General features: G+C 58.9%; 18 protein-coding genes and 1 riboswitch. Of the genes, 10 read left to right on the forward strand and 8 right to left on the reverse strand.

What is annotated here, in order from left to right:
• Positions 1 to 86 precede the first annotated feature (86 nt).
• Together Q1A59_RS14335 and Q1A59_RS14340 are read right to left on the reverse strand one after the other, a co-directional pair.
• Positions 87 to 266, reverse strand: coding sequence for a hypothetical protein (locus Q1A59_RS14335; RefSeq protein ID WP_299645162.1), 180 nt, complete (start codon positions 264 to 266; stop codon positions 87 to 89).
• A gap of 281 nt (positions 267 to 547) precedes the next feature.
• Positions 548 to 712 carry a hypothetical protein gene (locus Q1A59_RS14340; protein ID WP_299645163.1) on the reverse strand — a complete coding sequence of 55 codons (165 nt, stop codon included), beginning with the start codon at positions 710 to 712 and terminating at the stop codon, positions 548 to 550.
• An 840-nt stretch (positions 713 to 1,552) separates the two neighbouring features.
• On the opposite strand from Q1A59_RS14340, the gene Q1A59_RS14345 reads away from it, so the two are divergent.
• The 3 genes from Q1A59_RS14345 to Q1A59_RS14355 all read left to right on the forward strand — a co-directional run bounded on the left by Q1A59_RS14345 (position 1,553) and on the right by Q1A59_RS14355 (position 3,093).
• A complete protein-coding gene (locus tag Q1A59_RS14345; RefSeq protein WP_298403473.1) occupies positions 1,553 to 1,966 on the forward strand; it encodes a hypothetical protein in 414 nt (137 codons plus the stop codon).
• A 135-nt stretch (positions 1,967 to 2,101) separates the two neighbouring features.
• Complete coding sequence (locus Q1A59_RS14350; protein WP_298403470.1) at positions 2,102 to 2,392, forward strand: hypothetical protein; 291 nt, start codon at positions 2,102 to 2,104, stop codon at positions 2,390 to 2,392.
• Positions 2,389 to 3,093, forward strand: coding sequence for a M23 family metallopeptidase (locus Q1A59_RS14355; protein ID WP_298403468.1), 705 nt, complete (start codon positions 2,389 to 2,391; stop codon positions 3,091 to 3,093). The genes Q1A59_RS14350 and Q1A59_RS14355 overlap by 4 nt, the downstream gene beginning before the upstream one ends.
• A 355-nt stretch (positions 3,094 to 3,448) precedes the next feature.
• Here Q1A59_RS14355 and Q1A59_RS14360 read toward each other — a convergent pair whose 3' ends face one another.
• A complete protein-coding gene (locus Q1A59_RS14360) occupies positions 3,449 to 3,781 on the reverse strand; it encodes a hypothetical protein (RefSeq protein ID WP_298403466.1) in 333 nt (110 codons plus the stop codon).
• A 753-nt stretch (positions 3,782 to 4,534) separates the two neighbouring features.
• A riboswitch (cobalamin riboswitch) is annotated at positions 4,535 to 4,680 on the forward strand.
• A 226-nt stretch (positions 4,681 to 4,906) separates the two neighbouring features.
• Here Q1A59_RS14360 and Q1A59_RS14365 point away from each other — a divergent pair.
• From Q1A59_RS14365 to Q1A59_RS14380, 4 genes are all read left to right on the forward strand, one after another.
• The gene (locus Q1A59_RS14365) at positions 4,907 to 5,245 is read left to right on the forward strand and encodes a hypothetical protein (protein WP_299645164.1); all 339 of its coding nucleotides are present in this window, start codon (positions 4,907 to 4,909) and stop codon (positions 5,243 to 5,245) included.
• Between the two features lie 55 nt (positions 5,246 to 5,300).
• Positions 5,301 to 6,191: an ABC transporter substrate-binding protein gene (locus Q1A59_RS14370; RefSeq protein WP_298403461.1), complete on the forward strand. Its 891-nt coding sequence runs from the start codon at positions 5,301 to 5,303 to the stop codon at positions 6,189 to 6,191.
• Positions 6,184 to 6,588, forward strand: a complete 405-nt coding sequence (locus Q1A59_RS14375) for an acyl-CoA thioesterase (RefSeq protein WP_299645165.1) — start codon at positions 6,184 to 6,186, stop codon at positions 6,586 to 6,588. Before Q1A59_RS14370 ends, Q1A59_RS14375 begins: the two co-directional genes overlap by 8 nt.
• A 485-nt stretch (positions 6,589 to 7,073) precedes the next feature.
• Positions 7,074 to 7,274 (forward strand): hypothetical protein, encoded by a 201-nt coding sequence (locus tag Q1A59_RS14380; protein WP_298403456.1) that lies wholly within the window; start codon positions 7,074 to 7,076, stop codon positions 7,272 to 7,274.
• 172 nt (positions 7,275 to 7,446) lie between these two features.
• On the opposite strand, the gene Q1A59_RS14385 is transcribed toward Q1A59_RS14380, so the two are convergent.
• The 3 genes from Q1A59_RS14385 to dps form a co-directional block, all read right to left on the reverse strand.
• Positions 7,447 to 7,989: a zinc ribbon domain-containing protein gene (locus Q1A59_RS14385; RefSeq protein ID WP_298403454.1), complete on the reverse strand. Its 543-nt coding sequence runs from the start codon at positions 7,987 to 7,989 to the stop codon at positions 7,447 to 7,449.
• Between the two features lie 156 nt (positions 7,990 to 8,145).
• A complete protein-coding gene (locus Q1A59_RS14390; protein ID WP_298403451.1) occupies positions 8,146 to 9,453 on the reverse strand; it encodes an extracellular solute-binding protein in 1,308 nt (435 codons plus the stop codon).
• A gap of 4 nt (positions 9,454 to 9,457) precedes the next feature.
• A complete protein-coding gene (gene dps / locus Q1A59_RS14395) occupies positions 9,458 to 9,949 on the reverse strand; it encodes a DNA starvation/stationary phase protection protein Dps (RefSeq protein ID WP_298403448.1) in 492 nt (163 codons plus the stop codon).
• A 186-nt stretch (positions 9,950 to 10,135) separates the two neighbouring features.
• Between dps and Q1A59_RS14400 the strand changes: the two genes are divergently transcribed.
• The 3 genes from Q1A59_RS14400 (at position 10,136) to Q1A59_RS14410 (ending at position 14,161) form a co-directional block, all read left to right on the forward strand.
• Entirely contained in the window at positions 10,136 to 11,494 is a 1,359-nt protein-coding gene (locus tag Q1A59_RS14400; RefSeq protein WP_298403445.1) for a CAP domain-containing protein, read from the forward strand.
• 142 nt (positions 11,495 to 11,636) lie between these two features.
• Entirely contained in the window at positions 11,637 to 13,028 is a 1,392-nt protein-coding gene (locus tag Q1A59_RS14405) for a hypothetical protein (RefSeq protein ID WP_298490386.1), read from the forward strand.
• 164 nt (positions 13,029 to 13,192) lie between these two features.
• Positions 13,193 to 14,161: a MoxR family ATPase gene (locus Q1A59_RS14410; protein WP_298403440.1), complete on the forward strand. Its 969-nt coding sequence runs from the start codon at positions 13,193 to 13,195 to the stop codon at positions 14,159 to 14,161.
• A gap of 301 nt (positions 14,162 to 14,462) precedes the next feature.
• On the opposite strand, the gene Q1A59_RS14415 is transcribed toward Q1A59_RS14410, so the two are convergent.
• Positions 14,463 to 17,768, reverse strand: coding sequence for an EAL domain-containing protein (locus Q1A59_RS14415; protein ID WP_299645166.1), 3,306 nt, complete (start codon positions 17,766 to 17,768; stop codon positions 14,463 to 14,465).
• A gap of 156 nt (positions 17,769 to 17,924) precedes the next feature.
• Positions 17,925 to 18,344, reverse strand: coding sequence for a hypothetical protein (locus Q1A59_RS14420; protein ID WP_298403434.1), 420 nt, complete (start codon positions 18,342 to 18,344; stop codon positions 17,925 to 17,927).
• Between the last annotated feature and the right edge of the window lie 142 nt (positions 18,345 to 18,486).

Raw genomic sequence — 18,486 nt, forward strand, 5'->3', positions numbered from 1 at the left:
TAAGAGGAGAGGGGGGTGCCCCGCTCCCCGCCGGGGAGCGGGCGAGCTGCACAGCCGTGGGGCTAGACGGCTGTGCGCGGTTGCTGTCACGCGCTTTTAACGCGGATCGGACGGCGCACGGCAGTGGGGTGCCAGCAGGGAGTGGGTGACGGTTCGGGGGTGGGTTGAGGGTCGGGCTGGGCAGATGGCGCTTGGTCAGGCGGATTGGGTGGCGCGGGCGGGACGGCGGGCGGGGCGACGTTGAGCAGGCGGGTCAGCAGCGACATAGGGTCTATCCTCTCGGCTATGAGATGAAAAGGTATTCATATAAGAAACCGCACGAATCGGCAAAAGGATTCGCGGTGTTGGCAGAGATGTTTGGTGATCCGTCTCTCGCTAGGCGGAGGCTGCGGAGTAGGCTTTACAACGGTCTCCCTCATCCCCCCTTCTCCCGTTCGGCGAACAAAGGGCACTCCTGCGCTGGCAGATGGCGCGTGCACTTACACCGGATCGCACCTGCGGAGCAGGGTTTGGCGAGGTAGCCCAGCCTTCAAGAGGTGGGCGCGCCTCAGGCACTTTTGACCTTAAGCGGGCGACGGATGGCTCTCGGATACCAAAACGGCGCAGGCGGTGGGGTGGGTTCCTCGCGCACCGGCTTGGGGTCAGTCGGATTGGGTGGCGCGGGCGGGACGGCGGGTGGGGCGACGTTGAGCAGGCGGGTTAGCAGTGGCATAGGGTCTATCCTCTCGGCTATGAGATGAAAAGGTATTCATACAAGAAACTGCACGAATCGGCAAAAGGATGCGCGGTGTTGGCAGAGATGTTTGGTGATCCGTCTCTCGCTAGGCGGAGGCTGCGGAGCAGGCTTTACAACGGTCTCCCTCATCCCCCCCTTCTCCCGTTCGGCGAACAAAGGGCACTCCTGCGCTGGCAGATGGCGCGTGCGCTTGCATCGGATCGCACCTGCGGAGCAGGGTTTGGCGAGGTAGCCCAGCCTTCAAGAGGTGGGCGCGCCTCAGGCACTTTTGACCTTAAGCGGGCGACGGATGGCTCTCGGATACCAAAACGGCGCAGGCGGCGGGGTGGGTTCCTCGCGCGCCGGCTTGGGGTCAGGCGGATTGGGTGGCGCGGGCGGGACGGCGGGCGGGGCGACGTTGAGCAGGCGGGTCAGCAGCGGCATAGGGTCTATCCTCTCGGCTATGAGATGAAAAGGTATTCATAGAAGAAACCGCACGAATCGGCAAAAGGATGCGCGGTGTTGGCAGAGATGTTTGGTGATCGATACTTCTCTGAATCAAACTGGCGGAGCGGGCCGCGCAAAGGTGCATCTACCCCTCGAAGGATGAATACCCCTTTTTTTGCGAGCATGGTTTGGTAGCGCGGTTGTGGGCAAACAAGGTGGTAAGGCTGAGTGCAGTTGAAGCGGGTAAGAATGAGGCCTACTTCTATGTGTAATCCGCCTATCAACCCTCTTGACACCAACTCGCTAACCTGCTATATTCTTCTGTATAATTGAACATTTGTTCTTTTTTGTCCGCCACTATCTTCCAATGCAGAAAGGACACTTGCACCAATGGCTTCTCCCGACATCTTGCGCACCATTGAAGAACTGGCCGATGCACGCGATGCGCGCGCGGCGTTAGCTGCGGCGCACGATGCCAAGAAGGCGGACATCATGCGCCAAATTGCGGACGAATTGGCGGCGCTTGATGCCGAGTACGTACCGTTGCTGGCAGCCGCAGACGAGCAGATCAAGGCTTTGGAACAGGACATCCGCGCTGCAGTTCTCCAGCATGGCGCATCGGTGCGCGGCAGTCGTATACAAGCAGTCTATATCCGAGGGCGCACCACGTGGGATACGAAGGGGCTGATGCGCTATGCGATGCGTTATCCCGATGTCTTGACCTACCGCAAGGAGTCGGCGCCAATAGTGCAATTGCGGATGATTAAAGAGGTACCGATGCAAGCGGGGGTAGCGATATCGTAGGTCGCCGGTGCGAATGATGGACGGCTGTGGTGAGGGCAGTGCGTGCCCCCCGCCTGCGCGGCGCTGAGGCAGAGGCAGATCAGCGGTTTGATAAGGCGGCAGTCTGCCCCCGCCTGCGCGGCGCTGCGTCGAGCCGTGATCTACGAAGTGCGAATCTTGCTGGGTTATGCCAAGATTGATCCGGTCGATGGCCCGAACCGGCTTTGGCAGAACCGGCGGATGCGCCGGGTGTGGCTAGAGTTTAGCACTGGCGATTGGATCGAGGCGCTGATCGATGATCAAGCCACATTGCCAGCGATCCCGGTAAACAACATTGCGACTGATGGTATCCGGATCGTGATTTTGGAGAGTTTGCCTCCAGCGCTGGCCGATGGGCGCGATTTTACGCCGATCAGCGAGGTGGAAGTGTTAGGAGTGGTGCGGTGAACGTGCATGCTATACTGTGCTGGGTGTTGGCGGCATGTACGCTCGTGCTGGCTGGATGCGGCAAGACTGCTGTCTCGGTAAGCCAGCAGTCTCTGCCAGTGGCGACAGTGGCGATAGTGATGTCTAGCCCGACGCCGTTCCCGCCAACCCGCACCCCGCGACCTAGTCCGACATCCCTGCCGACCCTAACATCCACGTTAGAGCCGACGCCGGTACCACCGACTGCCACGCCGGTCACGCTCACATACGTCTTCCCGGTGCGCGGCGAACGGATTGAGTATAGCCCTTACCATCACGACTATCCGGCGACCGACATCTTTTGCCCGGTTGGGAGTGAATTTGTAGCCCCAACGAGCGGCATCGTCGATTTTGTCAACCGAGTCGATCGCTGGAATCCGGCCACGAACCAGCCTGAGCATCGCGGCGGCTTGGCGGTCGCGATCATCGGTGATGACGGCTGGCGCTACTACGGCTCACATTTGTCGGCGGTTGCTGAAGGGATCGAGCCGGGGGTGCGGGTCGAGGCGGGGCAGGTCTTGGGATACACCGGTAACAGCGGCAATGCGCGTGGCACCCCGCCGCACCTGCATTTTGGCATCTCACGCCCGACGACGCCGGACGACTGGGCCGTGCGGCGCGGCGAGATCCCGCCGTTTGCGTACCTGCAAGCGTGGGAGCGGGGCGAGCTGCTGCGCCCGTAACCGTAGGCTGTGGGCAGGTGTTTTGAATAGACTATGGATTGCCACGGGTTGGACGGATGTGTACGGATCGGTGAAAATCCGTAGCACCTATACGAATTCGTATCCTAATTTGGCTGAATGGGATACATATTTTCACAATTGGGAACAGATGCACACGGATCAGTATCGCTCAGCCACTTGCCATAGTGTGATGGTGTTGCTGGACGCCGTTCGTGAGTTACGACCCAAGCTTCACAATCATCGGAATGAAGATCTGCGGCTGCGGCGCCTTGCTCCCGTCCGGTTCCACCACTCGCATCGGGAACGGACGGTAATCGGCAGCGCCGTCGCCGAGTTGGCCGGAGTTGTTGCAGTCCTAGCAGCGGACGGTGCCGTCAGTCAGCAGTGTGCAAGTATGCACACTATCCACCGCGATGGCCTTACTGGTGGGAGGGGGCCGTCTTGCCGTCGCCAAGTTGGCCGTAGTGGTTCCAACCCCGGCAATGACCATAGCGCTATCCGCTAGCCCGCAGGTATGATCATTGCCTGCAACCACTTGGGTAAATTCGATCCCCTGCGGCGCCGGCGGTTCGTTGAATGTCGCTGCTGTCGCGCGTGGTACGCGGATGGGCAATGTAGATGGCACGGCGAACGCGGCGAGGACGAGCGTGATCAACAGCAGAGCTGAGCATACCACTGGATGACGCATAGCGAACCTCCTCTCTCAGAACGTATGATCGAGCAACGAACGATGTGAAGACCTGTACTGGCGGGCGCTGCTCGACAGCGCCATTCAGCGCCTGTTCGTAGCGGCAGGCGGCTAGTTTGCCCAACTGATGCGTCATACCGGCATCTATTGAGGAATTTGGCAAGGATGTTCCTCCTATTGAATCGCCTTCGCGCAGCGTTGTCACTGTGATCGGGATAGTAACCGGCGCAGCGTTATCAGTCTTCAGGACTATGAAGTTGAGTTATGGTTAGGCATCTTGAGCAGCTTGGGTGGTGTCGGTATACCCGTGGATTCGACGATATTAGCGTTGGTGTTTTCAGAACAATCTGCGGTGATTGATTTTCGCGGCTGGCGGCAAATCTTTGGTGAAGAGAAGCGAACGTTCTCGATGGCTGATTACAAACGCCACCTGAGCGGTTAAACGTCTGGCGGCTGAGTTGGGGTGGCTGGTGCAAGAGGTTGATTTGGCGATGTGGGAGTATGATCGCAGTATGGATAAGAGATAGTGATGTTCAGAGAGTGTGGTAGTTTTACTACCGCACTCCGTAATGATGTTCGTTATGCAATAGAGTTGTGTTTCTGCATGACGCACTCTGTCGGTGGGGATTGTTGCGAGCAGGTTATAATCCCCCTAGTTATCCTTTTTTACGCGGTGTGGTCAGGTGTTCACGCTGATGATGAGCAGACTGAGAACGAGTGCGCTATACTATGTATCTATAATCGTGTACGTTGCCAACCAAATACCGTCGCGGTGACCCGTTAGCCCGGATGCTAGGGCGTAAAGGTGGAAGCTGGTGCAAGTCCAGCGCTGTGCCGCAACTGTAACCGGTCAGGATTGGCCGGAAGCTAGGACGCCTGCCGCGATGTGTCTGTTCAGCCCTTCTCGAGCTAAGGAGGACGGACATGCCCCGCGCGCCTTGAACGCGCTCTCGCGTTGACCCAGATCATGTTGCCCCGATCTCTGGAAGGAGATCGGGGTTTTTGCTTGTAGCGCGAAGCTGCACTGACTCTTATCTCCCTTAATCGCTCGTGCTGGGAGGTTGTTGGTTTGTTTGTCGTGAGCGCTGTGCCTGCTGTTGGCGTAGGCAGGAAAGGAGCGGGCCAATGTTGCAGTGTGATGTGCGCGATATTTGTGATGAATTGCATACGATCGAGCAGCGGCTTGCCGGCTACTGCCGTGATTTTGTCGAGCTGGTGAACCAGTCGCCATGTCTAGCACTGAGCTATATCGAGCGCATCGCTCATGATCGGGCGCGTATCTTGCACCTCGCCTTGCTATCGCGCGGTCTCAGCACCGATTACGAGCGTTGGGCCAAGACGTCAATGGATGAGCGGATGCGCCAGATCGGTTTCGACCGGTTTTCGCGCCGCAAGTTGCGCTATGTGCGCTGGGCCGGATTTAGTTGTGAATTGTCGGCTTTGCAACCATTCAACTCGACGTAGCTGACCTCAATAACTTGATAATGTGCCTTCACCAATGGCGAGAGGAATGAAGAGTATGCGCATTGTGTCATTGATGCCGCCGGCAACCGAGATAATCTGCCGTCTCGGTTTGGCCGATCTCTTGGTTGGCGTTTCCCATCTGTGCGATTTTCCTGCCGAGGTTGTCACCGGATTACCACGTGTGACCCGCTCGGCGATCCCTGCTAGCCTCTCGGTGGCAGAACTCGATTGGGTGTTGGCGACGCGCCTACGCCGGGGTGAGAATCTCTTTTCACTTGATGAAGCTGCGCTTATCACGCTCGCGCCTGATCTGATCATCACTCAAGACCTGTGCGATCTTGGTTTGCCTTCGTTTGACGAGGTATGCTCGCTGCGGCAGCGTTTGCCGGCTGATAGCCAGATCGTCTCGTTGGCGATGCCTGATCTCGATGACCTCTCTCACGATGTGATGGTCATCGCGGAAGCGGTAGGTTATCCTGAACGGGGCCGGCGGTTGTGCGACCAGATGCAGATGCAGTTAGCGCGGGTGCAGATGGCCAGCGCTGGCCGTCCGCGTCCGAAAGTGGTGGCGCTGGAGTGGCTCGACCCGCCGTTTACCGCTGGTCAGTGGGCAGCGGAGATTGTGCGGTTGGCCGGCGGGAATGAGTTGTTGAGCCGGGTGGATGGGCATTCGGTTCCGGTGAGCTGGAAACAGATACAAGCTGCGCAACCCGATGTGATCGTGTTACTGTTGGCCGGGCATACGGCCCAAGCCACCGAGCGGTATTGGCAGACCGCCAAACTGCCGTGCGAGGCGCGCGCGATCCCGGCTATCCGTGATCGGCGGGTTTACGCGCTTGATGCCCGCCCGCTCAGTATTCGCCCCACGCCGCGTATGGTCGATCTGGTCGAACGTCTGGCAACGCTCTTACCCCCAACTCGATTGACGGAGCAGTGTTATGCCTAAGTCACATCACGTCGAAACACGCATGGTCTTTCCCATTTTCCCCGCCGACACCAATCACTATGGCACGCTCTTCGGCGGGCAAGCGGTAGCGTGGATAGATCAAGCCGCTTTTGTCTGCGCCACCCGCTGGTGCCGGCGCAAAGTGGTGACGGTTCACCTGAGCGAAGTTAACTTTCGCCACCCGGTGCGTGAGGGATCGATCGTCGAATTGATTGCGCGTCTTGTCCGCACCGGGCGCAGCTCGATGCACATTTCAGTGGAGATGTGGTGGGAGCCGATGGATCACGAGGAGCGAGTGCTAGCTTGCCAAGCCGAATGTGTCTTGGTCGCGATTGGCGATGATGGGAAGCCGGTTCCTGTGCCGTCGCTAGATCCGGCGGCACTTGCCGGGCAGTGACAGAGCGGCGCTTTGCTATCATGGACGCTGCACCGGCGAGCTTGCGATAGGGATGAGGAGGGCCACTACGCAATGCCCCAAATGCCATACCGAACGATTGAGGCAGCGTTAGGATCCTCAGCCCGTTGCTGAAGGTGGTCAAAAAGGGCGATATACTGGCTGAGAGGATCGGTCTGGGCACGTCACTCAAAGTTCTGACATCAAGTCGTACTCTTTCTCATCGTGTGGGTATCTGGAGCTGTAGGTTGCCGAGTTGGAAAAGTTGAAGGCGTAACGTTCCGCTTGCGATCTCTTGCTAGCGCGCCGGCTAAGAGTGGCCGGCGCCGTGTTTTGCGAGGCAGCAGTGGTACAGGTTGCTTTACCCTGCCCGCCACATCGTCTACAACTTCCGATACCCAAGCGGTAAGCACGACGGTCAATGCCCTGCAAGTAGGCTGCGTGATCACACCCTACACCGACAGTACCAGCCGGAGATCGGTCGGTACGTGCGCGAGCAGACCAACGACTCGGCGGCGCGTGCGCTTTCGCGTGAAACAGGCGATAGCTTACGCTGGTGGTATCTAACGCGGGCCGGCATCCACGCCGAAGAGGGCGAGCATTCGTTCATCCAGCCCACTGCCGGTTGGTCACACTGCTTGGTCTATGCCTATATCTTGGGCGACGGGCGCAGCCAACTGCATCACTGATTCGACCGTCCGTGGGTGTGCGGCAATCTCAATTCAATCCAGCAACTTATCGCTACCATTCAGGCGCGGGATGATGAGAGTCTGCCGCTGCGGGTCTGGATGTCGCTGGTGTTGCGAGGATCATACGGTGTAGGACACGGATGAAGTCAATCCGTGTCCTACGCCCAAAGCGTCACGGCGCCTTCCCTTTCCACCGCCAACTTTCCATCAGCAAGGTCAAACCCACCAGCAAGAGCAAGCCGGGGAAAAAGAGGCGTGGCATGAGGAACAGCACTCCCAACCCAAACAGCCAGATTGCGTTGCGCATCCCAGCAGCGATGGAGCCGCGCTGGAAGTGAAAGATGAGTTGGGTAATGCCTAGCACCATCAGAATGTTTGGCCAGATCATGGGCGGCAACCGGAAGATGATCGGGATCAATAAAGCCGCCCCGATCAGCAATAAGGTGATGCCTAGTTCATGCTTGCCGCGCGCCGGCTTGGGTTGAGGAGCCGCTACGGTGCGCGCTTGCCCACTTCCCTGCATCGGTTCGCCGCAGAAGACGCAGAAACGGGCGTGGCGCGGATTGACAAAGTGGCAGTGCGGGCAGGTAATGGTTGTGGCATCGCTGCTCGGCAGTTGCACCGTTTCACCCGTCGCCACACGCACCGCTGTGCCACATTCGATGCAGAAGCGGGCGTCATCGGGTAGAGTGGTATTGCAGTGTGGGCAGTGCATAGCGCCCCCTTTCTGAGCCAATACGCAATAAACGATCGTTTGCGCAAGAAGATAGCGCTTCGTCGTTAGAATTGGATCGAACAATCTGACCGTCTCTGGTGGGGAGTGGGGCAGTGCAACTGCCGCACCCTCTTTACTATGACGCTGCTGCACAGGTTAGGGTTGCGCAAACTGGCGCAAGCAGGCCAACGCCTCGCGTTGCATACGTGCTGGCGCATCTTTAAGGGGCGGATCGCCGGTAGTGGCGCTGTACAGGTACGATTCGACGCCAAAGATAGCACAGCGCGCTGCCGGGGTGGGCGGCAGGCCGGGAGCGGTGGCGGCCTGCGTCGCAGCGGCGGCGCGGGCGGGGTCGGTTTGGATGCTGGAATCGGCCAGTAATTCGCGGCGGGCCGGTAACCGGCCCAGTGCTGCACTCAGCCGCAGTTGCACATCTGGTCGGTAGAGTATATGAACGATCGCCACTACATCCGCTTGCGTGGCCTGTCCGTCGCGGTGACGCATGAACAGGCTGCCGCCGATCAGCGGTCGGGCTGGATTGCCGTTGAACGCCGGCAACGGCGCGATCCCGATCTGGAAGGTGTCGCTGATAGCGCGGTAGGTGGGCCATGCCCAATCACCATCGATCGCATACGCCGCAAACCCTTGCGCCAGCAGCCGTTGGCCACGGGCATAACTGTCGCCGTTGCGCGGCGCCGCTTGGTACAGATCGCGCAACAACGTGATCGCATCCGTCATTGCCGGCGTGTCGAGCGTTGGCTCAGCGCCGTCGGGGGTGGTAAATGCGCCGCCAGCAGCGTAGAACCACGGCGCTAGCCAGCGCGCCGCCCCCCAACCCTGCACTAGACCGGCCCGCTCTGGTGTACGCGCCGCTCGTGACGCTGCTACGAGATCGACTGCCGTCGCCGGGGGAGTACGGTCGAGCTGGTAGAGGAGTAGCAGCATATCTTGCGCCATGACTGGCGCTCCCCAGAGCATATTATCGCTGCTAGCAATCGTGCGCAGGCCGGGCAAGAGGTCAGCCGGCAGCTCGATGCTAAGCGGCGCAAGCGCGTTATCAGCCAACAAGCCAACCAACGCCTCTTGATCGGCCCAGATCAGGTCAGGCGGCGGCAGGCCGAGCAGGCGATCGGTGGCGAGACTGAGCAACAGCCCGTCGGGGTCGCGAGGAATGATGGTTAATTGAATATCACTTGCTTGCGCTGCCGGTTGTAATTCGGCGGCAATCGCCGCTTGGGCGTCAGCCGGCTCGGCGACCCAGATCGTCAATTGGCGCGCCGCCGGGGTAGCCGTGGGGATTGGCGTTGCGGTAGGCATTGCGGTCGCCGTGGGCGCTGGGGGCACAGTTGGCGCTGCGGTCGCCGTGGGCGCTGGGGTTGGCGCAGGCACCGGTGCAGCGCAGGCGGCGCAGATCAACGCCGCGACGCCGATCAGCGCCGCGGCGCGGGCAATGCGAAGACTCACGGCACTATCCCTGCAAATGGGCTTCGAGGAACCAGAGATCCTTGTCGATGATGCGGGCGATCTCGGTCATCAGATCAGCGGTTGCCTGATCACCCATCTCGGCGGCGAAATCAATCGCTTGGCGCGTCGTCTTGCCGTAGGCGGCAAAGCGATCGGCCAAAGCTGCAACATGGGCCATGCCGTCGGTGATGTCGGTGGGGTATTCGGGCAAGCGCGACGCTGCAGCGGCGAGGCGCGCCGTACCCATTGCCATACCGCCAAGGGCCGTGACCCGTTCGGCCAATGCATCAACGAACCCGTTCAGCCGCCCGGCCAACTCATCAAACAGCTCGTGCAGCTCCATGAAATGCGGCCCTTTGACATTCCAGTGGGCCTGCTTGGCTTGGCTCATCAGATCAAACGTATCAGCCAGTTGCTGGTTGAGCATCGTGATCAGCGACCGCCGCCGCTCGAGCGGCAAATCGATCCGGGTGGCAAATTCCGTGGTTTGAGTCATTGGTTCCCTCCTTATCAGTCCATCCTAGCCAAACCGCCCAGTGCGGCTGGCTACAGCGATGACAGCAGGTGAGGGCGTCATCACGGTACTTTCATCATACCAAAGTCAGGCTAGTTATGCCAATACACGGTTGGTACAATAGCCAACATAACCTGCCGGCAATGCGCATGATAGGAGCATACCGATATGTGGCGATGGTTGGGCTTCACAGTGATTGGCGTCATCATGCTCTGCTCATTGTTGCCTGCGCAACCTGTGCAGGCCCAATACCGCATCTGCTTCGCCGAAGTGCCAGATTGCATTACAGGCCGATTTGCTGAGTACTGGCAGCAAAATGGCGGGTTACCGGTATTTGGTTTCCCGATTTCGCCTGCCCTGACGCAAGAGGTCGAAGGGCGTGCGCGGCTCGTGCAACTCTTCGAGCGCAATCGCTTTGAACTGCATCCCGAATTAGCGCGGCCTTATGATGTGCTACTCGGCCGGTTGGGTGATGATTTGTTGCAACGGCGGGGGATGCCGTGGCAAAGCGAACCGAAAGCGCCGGTGACGCAACAAGCCGGTTGTCGTTATTTCGCCGAGACCCAGCATCTCGTTTGTGATGCGTTTTTGCACTATTGGCAGGCGCACGGTCTTGAGTTTGACGGTAGGCGCGGGTTCAGCGAGGCGGAAAGCTTGGCGCTCTTTGGGTTGCCGTTGACTGAACCACGTATGGAGACCAATGCGTCGGGTGATACGGTGCTTACACAGTGGTTCGAGCGGGCGCGGTTTGAGTTGCATTCGCAGCTTGGGCCAGATGTGGTGTTGTTGGGCTTGCTTGGCCGCGAGGCCTTTGCGCCTCCGCCGGCGTTGCCTGCCTATTGGCTGGATCGGCTGAATGCCTACCGGGCGTTTGCCGGCTTGGCGCCGGTGCAGGAAGAGGCAGTGCTCAGCGATAACTGTTGGCAACACGCCCGCTATGTGGCTGAAAATAATCATCTGACCCATGATCAGAACCCTGCGCTGCCGTATGCCTCGCCGGCCGGGCAAATCTGCGCGCAGAAGGGGAATGTGTGGATAGGGTGGGGCTTCTCGTGGCAACCGGCCGCTGCGATTGATAGCTGGATGGAATCGGTCGGTCATCGCCTCTGGATGCTCTATCCAACCCTCCAGCGCACCGGATTTGGTTTCTACTCAGTAGCCGATGGTGGGCGGAGCGCGGCAGCGCTCGATGTGTTGTCGTCTTTCGACGAAGGAATCAATTATACCGGCTGGCCGGTGTATTATCCGGGGGTGAACCAACAGGGTGTGCCAGCGGCCATCTACCCAATTACACTGCACTGGCGTTATTTCGGCAGTACGCCAACGGTCACTGCAACCGATCTGCGAGTTGTGGGCGGTACGGCATTGCCGCATACGGTTTCGACCGATTTGCCGGCTGGCCATAAGGGGATCACGATTATGCCTGCACAACCGTTACCGGCATCGGCTACGATTGAGGTGACGGTAGCCGGTAGCTACGATGGGCAACCGTTTAGCTATACGTGGCAGTTTCAGACAGGGCGGTGAGCGTCACTGGTCAGCGCGGTGTGATAACGTATGGAGGATGCGGCAGTCTCACTGCCGCACTCCAGACTGGGCACATTGCTTGGGGTAGGATCCGGCAGCGTGATCGCCTGCCGTACTCTCGTCAGAACATACGGTGTTTGTGATGCGTCTCTTTCCGATCATTATCTACCTACTGTTCGTCGTTGCGCTCGCTTCCGTCCAAGCCCAAGCCAACCCGGTGACAGTGTGGGTGCCGTGGGTGCAAGCTCCGCCGCCTACGGTGGCTGGTTATCTGGGCAGTAGGCAGGACGATACGCTGGTTGCGGCCGGCTTTACGCCTACCGGTGAACTGGTGCTGGCTGGGAATGTGCCGGCGCTGACCGGCGCGCCCGAGACGATCGTGCCGGGGGGCGGGTCTGGCGCGTTGATTAGGATTGCCGCCGATGGCCGGACGATCAGCGGGGTAGTGCGGGTCGCTGCAACGCTCAACCATGCGGCGCTTGCCAGTGATGGTAGCGCCGTTGCATGCGGGCTAGACGGGGTGATCGTGTTGGAACCTGATCTGGCGACGGTGCGGTGGCGGGCGACGCCGGGCGCGGTCGCGCGTTGCGCGATTGCCGCTGATGGCCGGGTAGCAGTGTTGCGAGCCGCCGATCGAACGGTACTGGTCTATCCACCAACCGGCGGCGCACCGTTGGCGATGACCGTGGCCGGCACTGCTGTCGCCGATATTGCGCTTGATGCGGCGAATGGGCTGGTCGTTGCCACCGGCTACACCCAAGCGGCTTCCGATCTGAAGGTGGCCTTTCTGCGCGCCTACCGTCTCACTGATGGCAGTGTGGCATGGCAGCGCTATGGTTTCAGCGCTGCGGCTGTCAAAGGGGTGAATCTGGCTGCTGATAGCGAAGGGCGGCGGGTAGCGCTAGGGGCTGACGGTCTGCTCTACTTCGCCGGCTATACCGATGGCGGTAATTCTATCTTTGGCCGCGATCCCGCCGATCTACACCGTGTCCTCAGCAATAGCGAGGTGATCACATTCGACCAATACAACAATCCGTTCAATCTCAGCGGTGCAAAATCGTTGGCGTGGTACGGCCGGTTCGATCCGGCGACCGGTGCGCTGCTGCGCGGGCAGTGGCTGCTCACTCGCCTGAGCGATGGCAAAGGCAATTCGATCACGATCCGGGCCTTGGCGGCGGCGGATGATGGGACGCTGCTGGTTGTGGGCGATACCGCTTGCTGTCTGCAAGGGCGCAGCACGATGCAACTCTGGGGCCAGACCCTTGGCAATTACGAGGGAGGTGAGCCGTTTGTGCTCGTTGTTAGTCCTGATTTTAGTCGAAGACAACTCTGGACGGCGCTCGCCGCACCGGGGGCGACGGCGGGCAGTTCGCCAGCGGTGGCGGCAGCGATAACCGGCGACCGGCTGGCGCTAGCGGTCAATCTGACGCCGAATACTGCTCATACGCGCGCATTGGTGACGGTAGGAAATCCGGCGTTTCCGGTCAGCAATGGCGGGCGCGAGGGTTACTATCTGCTGATGGCGCGGCCTTGATAGAGGGGGGAACGTCGCTGGTTGGCAGTTCGCCGCACCTTCGTAATTTATGGAGTGCGGCAGTCTCACTGCCGCACTCCATCCAACCGGTGCACCGGTGATGATCGTATCGTGGTACCATACCAGCGAGAGCCTTTGACCGGCAAGCTTAATGGAGTTGTATCGTGTCCACCGTTTCCGAAACCGCCATTGCCGAGATTCATCGGGTCGCTACGGCCATTCGCGCTCGCATCGGCCAGATCATCGTTGGCAAGGAAGCGATTATTGACCTCTTGCTGGCAGCATTGCTCTGTGAAGGGCATGTCTTGCTTGAAGATGTGCCCGGTACCGGCAAAACCACTCTCGCCCGCGCACTGGCAAGTGCGCTCGGCTGTACCTTTCAGCGCATCCAGTTCACCCCCGACCTGTTACCCTCTGACGTGACTGGTCTTTCATTTTATAACCAGAAGTTGGGCGAGTTTCAGTTTCGGCCCGGCCCGATCTTTGCTCAGATCGTGTTGACCGATGAAATCAACCGGGCGACGCCGCGCACCCAAAGCGCGCTGCTCGAAGCCATGCAAGAACGGACGGTCTCGATTGATGGCGAGACGCGCCTGCTGCCGCGCCCATTTCTGGTCATCGCCACCCAAAACCCGATTGAACTCGAAGGCACCTTCCCATTACCGGAAGCGCAACTAGATCGATTCTTGATCAAAGTGGCGATGGGTTATCCGAGTATGGAAGAAGAAGAAGAGATTGTGCGGCGTTCGTTATCACCGATAACGGATGTCGTGCAGTCGCCGGTTGTAACTGCCGATACAGTGCGCGCTTTGCAAGCGGCAGTGCGTGGAGTAGCGCTCAGCTCGGCAGTGCGCCAGTATTTGGTAGCGATTGCCCGAGCCACCCGCGATCATCCCGATATTGAGCTAGGCGCTAGCCCGCGCGGTTCGCTAGCATTGGCCCATCTGGCCCAAGCGCGCGCGGCAATGGCTGGGCGCAGCTTTGTGTTGCCTGATGATGTCAAGGCGATGGTCGCACCGGCCCTTAACCACCGCCTGATCCTCACCGCTGAAGCGCGGCTGCGCGGGCAAACTGCGACAGTGATCCTCGAACGCATTCTTGCCCAAATCCCGGTGCCGGTAGAGGGAAGTTGATCCTCCCTCCGCCTGATCGGGATAATATTTACCGCAGAGGCGGACAGGCGTCCGGCGCTCTTTGCCTCTTCGCGGAGCCGGATAGGTGTCCGGGTTTATTGTGGTGTTGGGTTGTCCCCTTCCCAACCTCCCCATCCCCGGCCCCTCCCCGTTAGAGTTGGAGGGTACTTCTCCCTTTGAGGGAGAGGGTGAGAGTGGAGCATCGGTATTGCTCATCCAAATGACCTTGCGATCCTTGGCGGGCTTAGCGCCGTTGCGTTGAAAACTTTGCGTTTTTGCTCACTTTGCGCCCCGATCATGCTCAATCAGTTGGCGGATGCCGCCCTTGCAGACGCATAATTGTGGGCCACACCTCATCGGCAGGGATGGGGTGTGCAATCAGGTAGCCTTGCAGCACATCGCATCCCATACTGAGCAAGGCGGCCCGCTGCTCATCAGTTTCGACCCCTTCAGCGACGACAGCCAATCCAAGGCTATGCGCCAAATTGATAATCGCACGCAATAAGGCGCGGCTATTCGTGACCATCCCATGCTGTTCGTCAATCGCGCGCACAAACGCTTGGTCAATCTTGAGCGCATCAAGGCGGAGTTGGCGCAGATAAGCGAGTGACGAATACCCGGTGCCGAAATCGTCAAGCGCAATGCGCACCCCCATGTGGCGCAACTGGTCGATCTGGCGCGCAGCGTAGATCGGATCGTCGAGCATGACACCTTCGGTGATCTCTAGTTCAAGATACTGGGCCGGTAAACCGGTGGTATGCAGGACGGCTGCAACTTCAGCCACAAACTCAGGCCGCAACAGTTGGCGAGCCGAGACATTGACGCTGATGCGCAGGAGCGGATAGCCAGCCTGTTGCCATACCATTGCTTGCCGGCAAGCTTCACGCAGCACCCATGAACCGATCTCAATAATCAGATCACTCTGTTCGGCAATTGGCACAAACTCACTGGGGGCAATAGGGCCGCGTTGCGGATGGTGCCAGCGCACAAGCGCCTCGACGCTGATGATGCCTTCGCTGACCAGATCGTACTGCGGTTGGTAGTAAACTGCCAGTTCGCCCCGTTCAATTGCGTGGCGCAGTTGGGCTTCCAAGGCAAGCCGGGTGTGGGCGCGCCGGCTGTGTTCCGGCCGGTAATGCAGAAAACCGCTGCGCTTGAGTTCTTTGGCGCGGTGCATGGCGCTGTCAGCGTTCTTGAGCAGGGACACCACATCGACCCCATCGCGCGGAAAGAGGCTAATCCCGATGCTTGCGGTCAAGCGCAATTCATGCCCATCGTGAAGGAACGGCGTTTGCAACGCATCAAGCAAGCGTTGGGCTGCAATATCGGCTAATCGCGCATCAGGCAGATCAGGCATCAGCAAGAGAAACTCATCGCCGCCCATCCGGCCAAGGGTGTCTTGCGGGCGGGCGCAGGCAGCGAAGGCATTGCTCACGTGTTTGAGGAACCGATCACCGATTGGATGGCCCAGCGAATCGTTCACCTGCTTAAACCCATCGAGGTCGATGAAGAGCAGCGCTACAATATGGCGTCGTTCGCGCGCATCGCGCAGGGCTAGCTCGATCCGTTCTTGCAGCAGATTGCGGTTGGGCAAGCCGGTCAGAGCGTCATAGCGCACCTGATAGTGGAGCTGCGCATTAAGGTTGGCGTGATCAGCGATCAAGTTAAAGAGTTCGGTCGCGACCCGTAACAGGGTTTGATCACTCTCGCTTGACCAATCGGATTGTTGATGGAAGATGGCGAGCATACCGTTTGCTTTTGGTAATGGCCAGATCCAACCTCCACTAACGCTCAGATGACCGAGTTGGTCGCCGTGGGTGCGGAGATCGAACGTGATCGGTTTTTTGGGGTTATGCCGAGCCATGATCTGGCGTAGGCGCGACCCAATCAGCTCGGCTGCATCAGCCAATGGTTTGCTGGCGGCAGCAGCGTAACCGTCCAATTCAGCCCATACCAGCCAGTTGGGTCGTTGCCGTTCAATGAGGTTCACCAGCCGGTCAAGCACGGCGGTAACTGGGGCATGCTGGAGCAGCAGGGCTAATATGTCGGAACGGTCATGTTCGAGGAAGGTAGCTAGCTTGTGCGCGCTGATGTCGCGGTGTAATGCGATAAAGTGGGTTGCTTTGCCATATTCATCAGTGACTGGCGACAAGCTGAGATCAACCCAGATCGGTTCGCCAGCGCGCGTGTAGTAGAGGAGTTCAAGGCGCACTGGTTGCTGCTGCTCCATAGCAACCCACAGGTGATGAAGCGTCGCCAGATCGGTGGCCGGGCCGTGCAAGATGCGTAAGCTGCGTCCGATCAACTCGTTAGTGGCGTAGCCGGTCAGCCGGCTGCAAGCGGCGTTGGCGTAGCGAATAAAGGGGCCGGGTGCATGCAGCGGTTCAGCATCGAGGATGATGACGGCGTCGTTGGTATTCACTACCACCGACTCGAGCAGGCGCAATCGTTCTTCGGCTTGTTTGCGGGCAGTAATGTCGCGCACCACAATTAGTGTACCGCCGTTGGCTAGCTCGTCGTGATACAGTGGATCAATGCTCACATCAACGATAATGGCCCGCCCGTCTGGCAGGCGATGGATTAATTCGCCGCGCCAGCCTGTACTGACACTCTGCACTGCCGGTTGCATCGGCTGGTACGGCAACGGTTCGGCAGTAAACAGACGGCTCAGCGGCTGGTCGATCATCGCTTCCGGTTGCACGCCGTAGAGGTACGCTGCCATCTCGTTGAGGTAGACAATCACGCCGCTGCGGTCGGTCACGATCACCGCCTCGTGAATTTGCGACAGTACCCGCGCTCGCAAGTTTAATTGCCGTTCCGCTTCGACCCGGTCGGTGACATCGTGACCGATCGTTAAGACCTGCGTTTCGCCGGTGCCTTCGATCAACACGCCTTGCACTTCCACCACGCGCACCACCTGATCGCGGGCATAAATGTGGTAACGAACCGGTTGGAGGAGTTGACCGTTGCGAAGCATATTGCGACGCTCACGGATCAAATGGTGTTCTTCACCAGAAAGGAACGCTGTGAATGGTTGGTTGATCAGTTCTGCCGGATCAGCGACCCCGAAGATGCGCGCGCCGGTGGGGTTGCAGTAGCGAATAATCCCTTCCGGGAAGCTACTGATCATAATGAGCATCGGGGCCAATTCGAGCAATTGGTGATAGCGCAATTGGTTGTTGCGCAGCGCATAGTCGGCGGCCAGCAACGCCGTAACATCATAGCCGCTGATGACGATCCCTTCTACTGCGGCTTGGGGCCGGTAGTTGCAACACCGAAACTCAAAAATCCGCCAGCCGCCTTCAACATGCTGTAAACGTACCCGAATTGGTTGGCGCTGGCATTGGTAATCGATCAAAGTGGCGAGATGTTGTTGCAGCGGGTCATGGTCATCTTGATGGACGAATTCGTAGATGGAGCGATTTACTACAAGAGATGGCGGATGGCCGAGTAGGTTGGTCAGGGTAGGGCTAGCAAAGCGGATAGTCTGATCGGGTGCGAGAATGATGACTATCTCGGCGGTGCATTCTAGTAGGGTAGAAAGGGTCGCAGCGGCAATATCACTGTTCAACAGAGGAGGAGGTACGGATGGGGTGTCGTCAATCATAAGTGTTGCGTGCTCGGATGCCGTATTGTGGATTCCGCTGCCGCTAGTATACCGCGTTTACTACATTTCATTGCATCCATGAAAGAAACTCCTGCCGGCATTCCTTTGCGGTAAAAGGCTACCGGCAGGTGGCAGTGCAGCCAGAAGGAGAGACCATTAGGTGAGTAGTTGCCAAATATCAAAGCCCAACGAGAAAAAAATGATAAAGAGGATGACCAACGAGAGCGGCAGCATATCGAACCGGCGCGGGTGCCGGGTTTGCCAGAAGTAACGCAGGCTGCGTACCAGCATCGTGATCGCAAGCAGATCGAGCAGGATCACGAGTGGGAGTGAAATGTCAGTGGTCAACCCGATGAGTGGCAATCCAATCGGCAAGAGCACGTATTGCAGAGTGCAACGGGTGGCCGAGATGAAGAGCGAGATGCTGAAGGCTCGCTCTCCCGGCGTCGCTGGCGGTGCGTCGTCAAGTGCTTCTTCCTCAGCCGTTTCTGCGAGCGGGGCCGGCAGTGCCGGCTGCGGCGGCAACCAGAGTAGCCGGTCGAATACGCGATCGAGCGTTTCGGTGATAGCAGACATAGGCAGCACTCACCTCATGATGCAAGAATAAACAGAGACGTTACATCGCAACGTCTCTACTTATTTTATTATAACAGCATCCGGTTAGACTTCGATCAATGCTAGTATAAGTATAGATAACTTGACGTTGGTTAGTGTAACA

Origin of the sequence: uncultured Chloroflexus sp., from assembly GCF_937951745.1 — a bacterium.
In the GTDB taxonomy this organism is placed as follows: domain Bacteria; phylum Chloroflexota; class Chloroflexia; order Chloroflexales; family Chloroflexaceae; genus Chloroflexus.

What these genes read in the sequence shown, in the direction of transcription:
- Q1A59_RS14335 (WP_299645162.1), bottom strand. Translation starts at nt 266, where the DNA reads ATGTCGCTGCTGACCCGCCTGCTCAACGTCGCCCCGCCCGCCGTCCCG.
- Q1A59_RS14340 (WP_299645163.1), bottom strand. Translation starts at nt 712, where the DNA reads ATGCCACTGCTAACCCGCCTGCTCAACGTCGCCCCACCCGCCGTCCCG.
- Q1A59_RS14345 (WP_298403473.1), top strand. Translation starts at nt 1,553, where the DNA reads ATGGCTTCTCCCGACATCTTGCGCACCATTGAAGAACTGGCCGATGCA.
- Q1A59_RS14360 (WP_298403466.1), bottom strand. Translation starts at nt 3,781, where the DNA reads ATGCGTCATCCAGTGGTATGCTCAGCTCTGCTGTTGATCACGCTCGTC.
- Q1A59_RS14365 (WP_299645164.1), top strand. Translation starts at nt 4,907, where the DNA reads ATGTTGCAGTGTGATGTGCGCGATATTTGTGATGAATTGCATACGATC.
- Q1A59_RS14370 (WP_298403461.1), top strand. Translation starts at nt 5,301, where the DNA reads ATGCGCATTGTGTCATTGATGCCGCCGGCAACCGAGATAATCTGCCGT.
- Q1A59_RS14375 (WP_299645165.1), top strand. Translation starts at nt 6,184, where the DNA reads ATGCCTAAGTCACATCACGTCGAAACACGCATGGTCTTTCCCATTTTC.
- Q1A59_RS14385 (WP_298403454.1), bottom strand. Translation starts at nt 7,989, where the DNA reads ATGCACTGCCCACACTGCAATACCACTCTACCCGATGACGCCCGCTTC.
- dps (WP_298403448.1), bottom strand. Translation starts at nt 9,949, where the DNA reads ATGACTCAAACCACGGAATTTGCCACCCGGATCGATTTGCCGCTCGAG.
- Q1A59_RS14400 (WP_298403445.1), top strand. Translation starts at nt 10,136, where the DNA reads ATGTGGCGATGGTTGGGCTTCACAGTGATTGGCGTCATCATGCTCTGC.
- Q1A59_RS14405 (WP_298490386.1), top strand. Translation starts at nt 11,637, where the DNA reads ATGCGTCTCTTTCCGATCATTATCTACCTACTGTTCGTCGTTGCGCTC.
- Q1A59_RS14415 (WP_299645166.1), bottom strand. Translation starts at nt 17,768, where the DNA reads ATGATTGACGACACCCCATCCGTACCTCCTCCTCTGTTGAACAGTGAT.
- Q1A59_RS14420 (WP_298403434.1), bottom strand. Translation starts at nt 18,344, where the DNA reads ATGTCTGCTATCACCGAAACGCTCGATCGCGTATTCGACCGGCTACTC.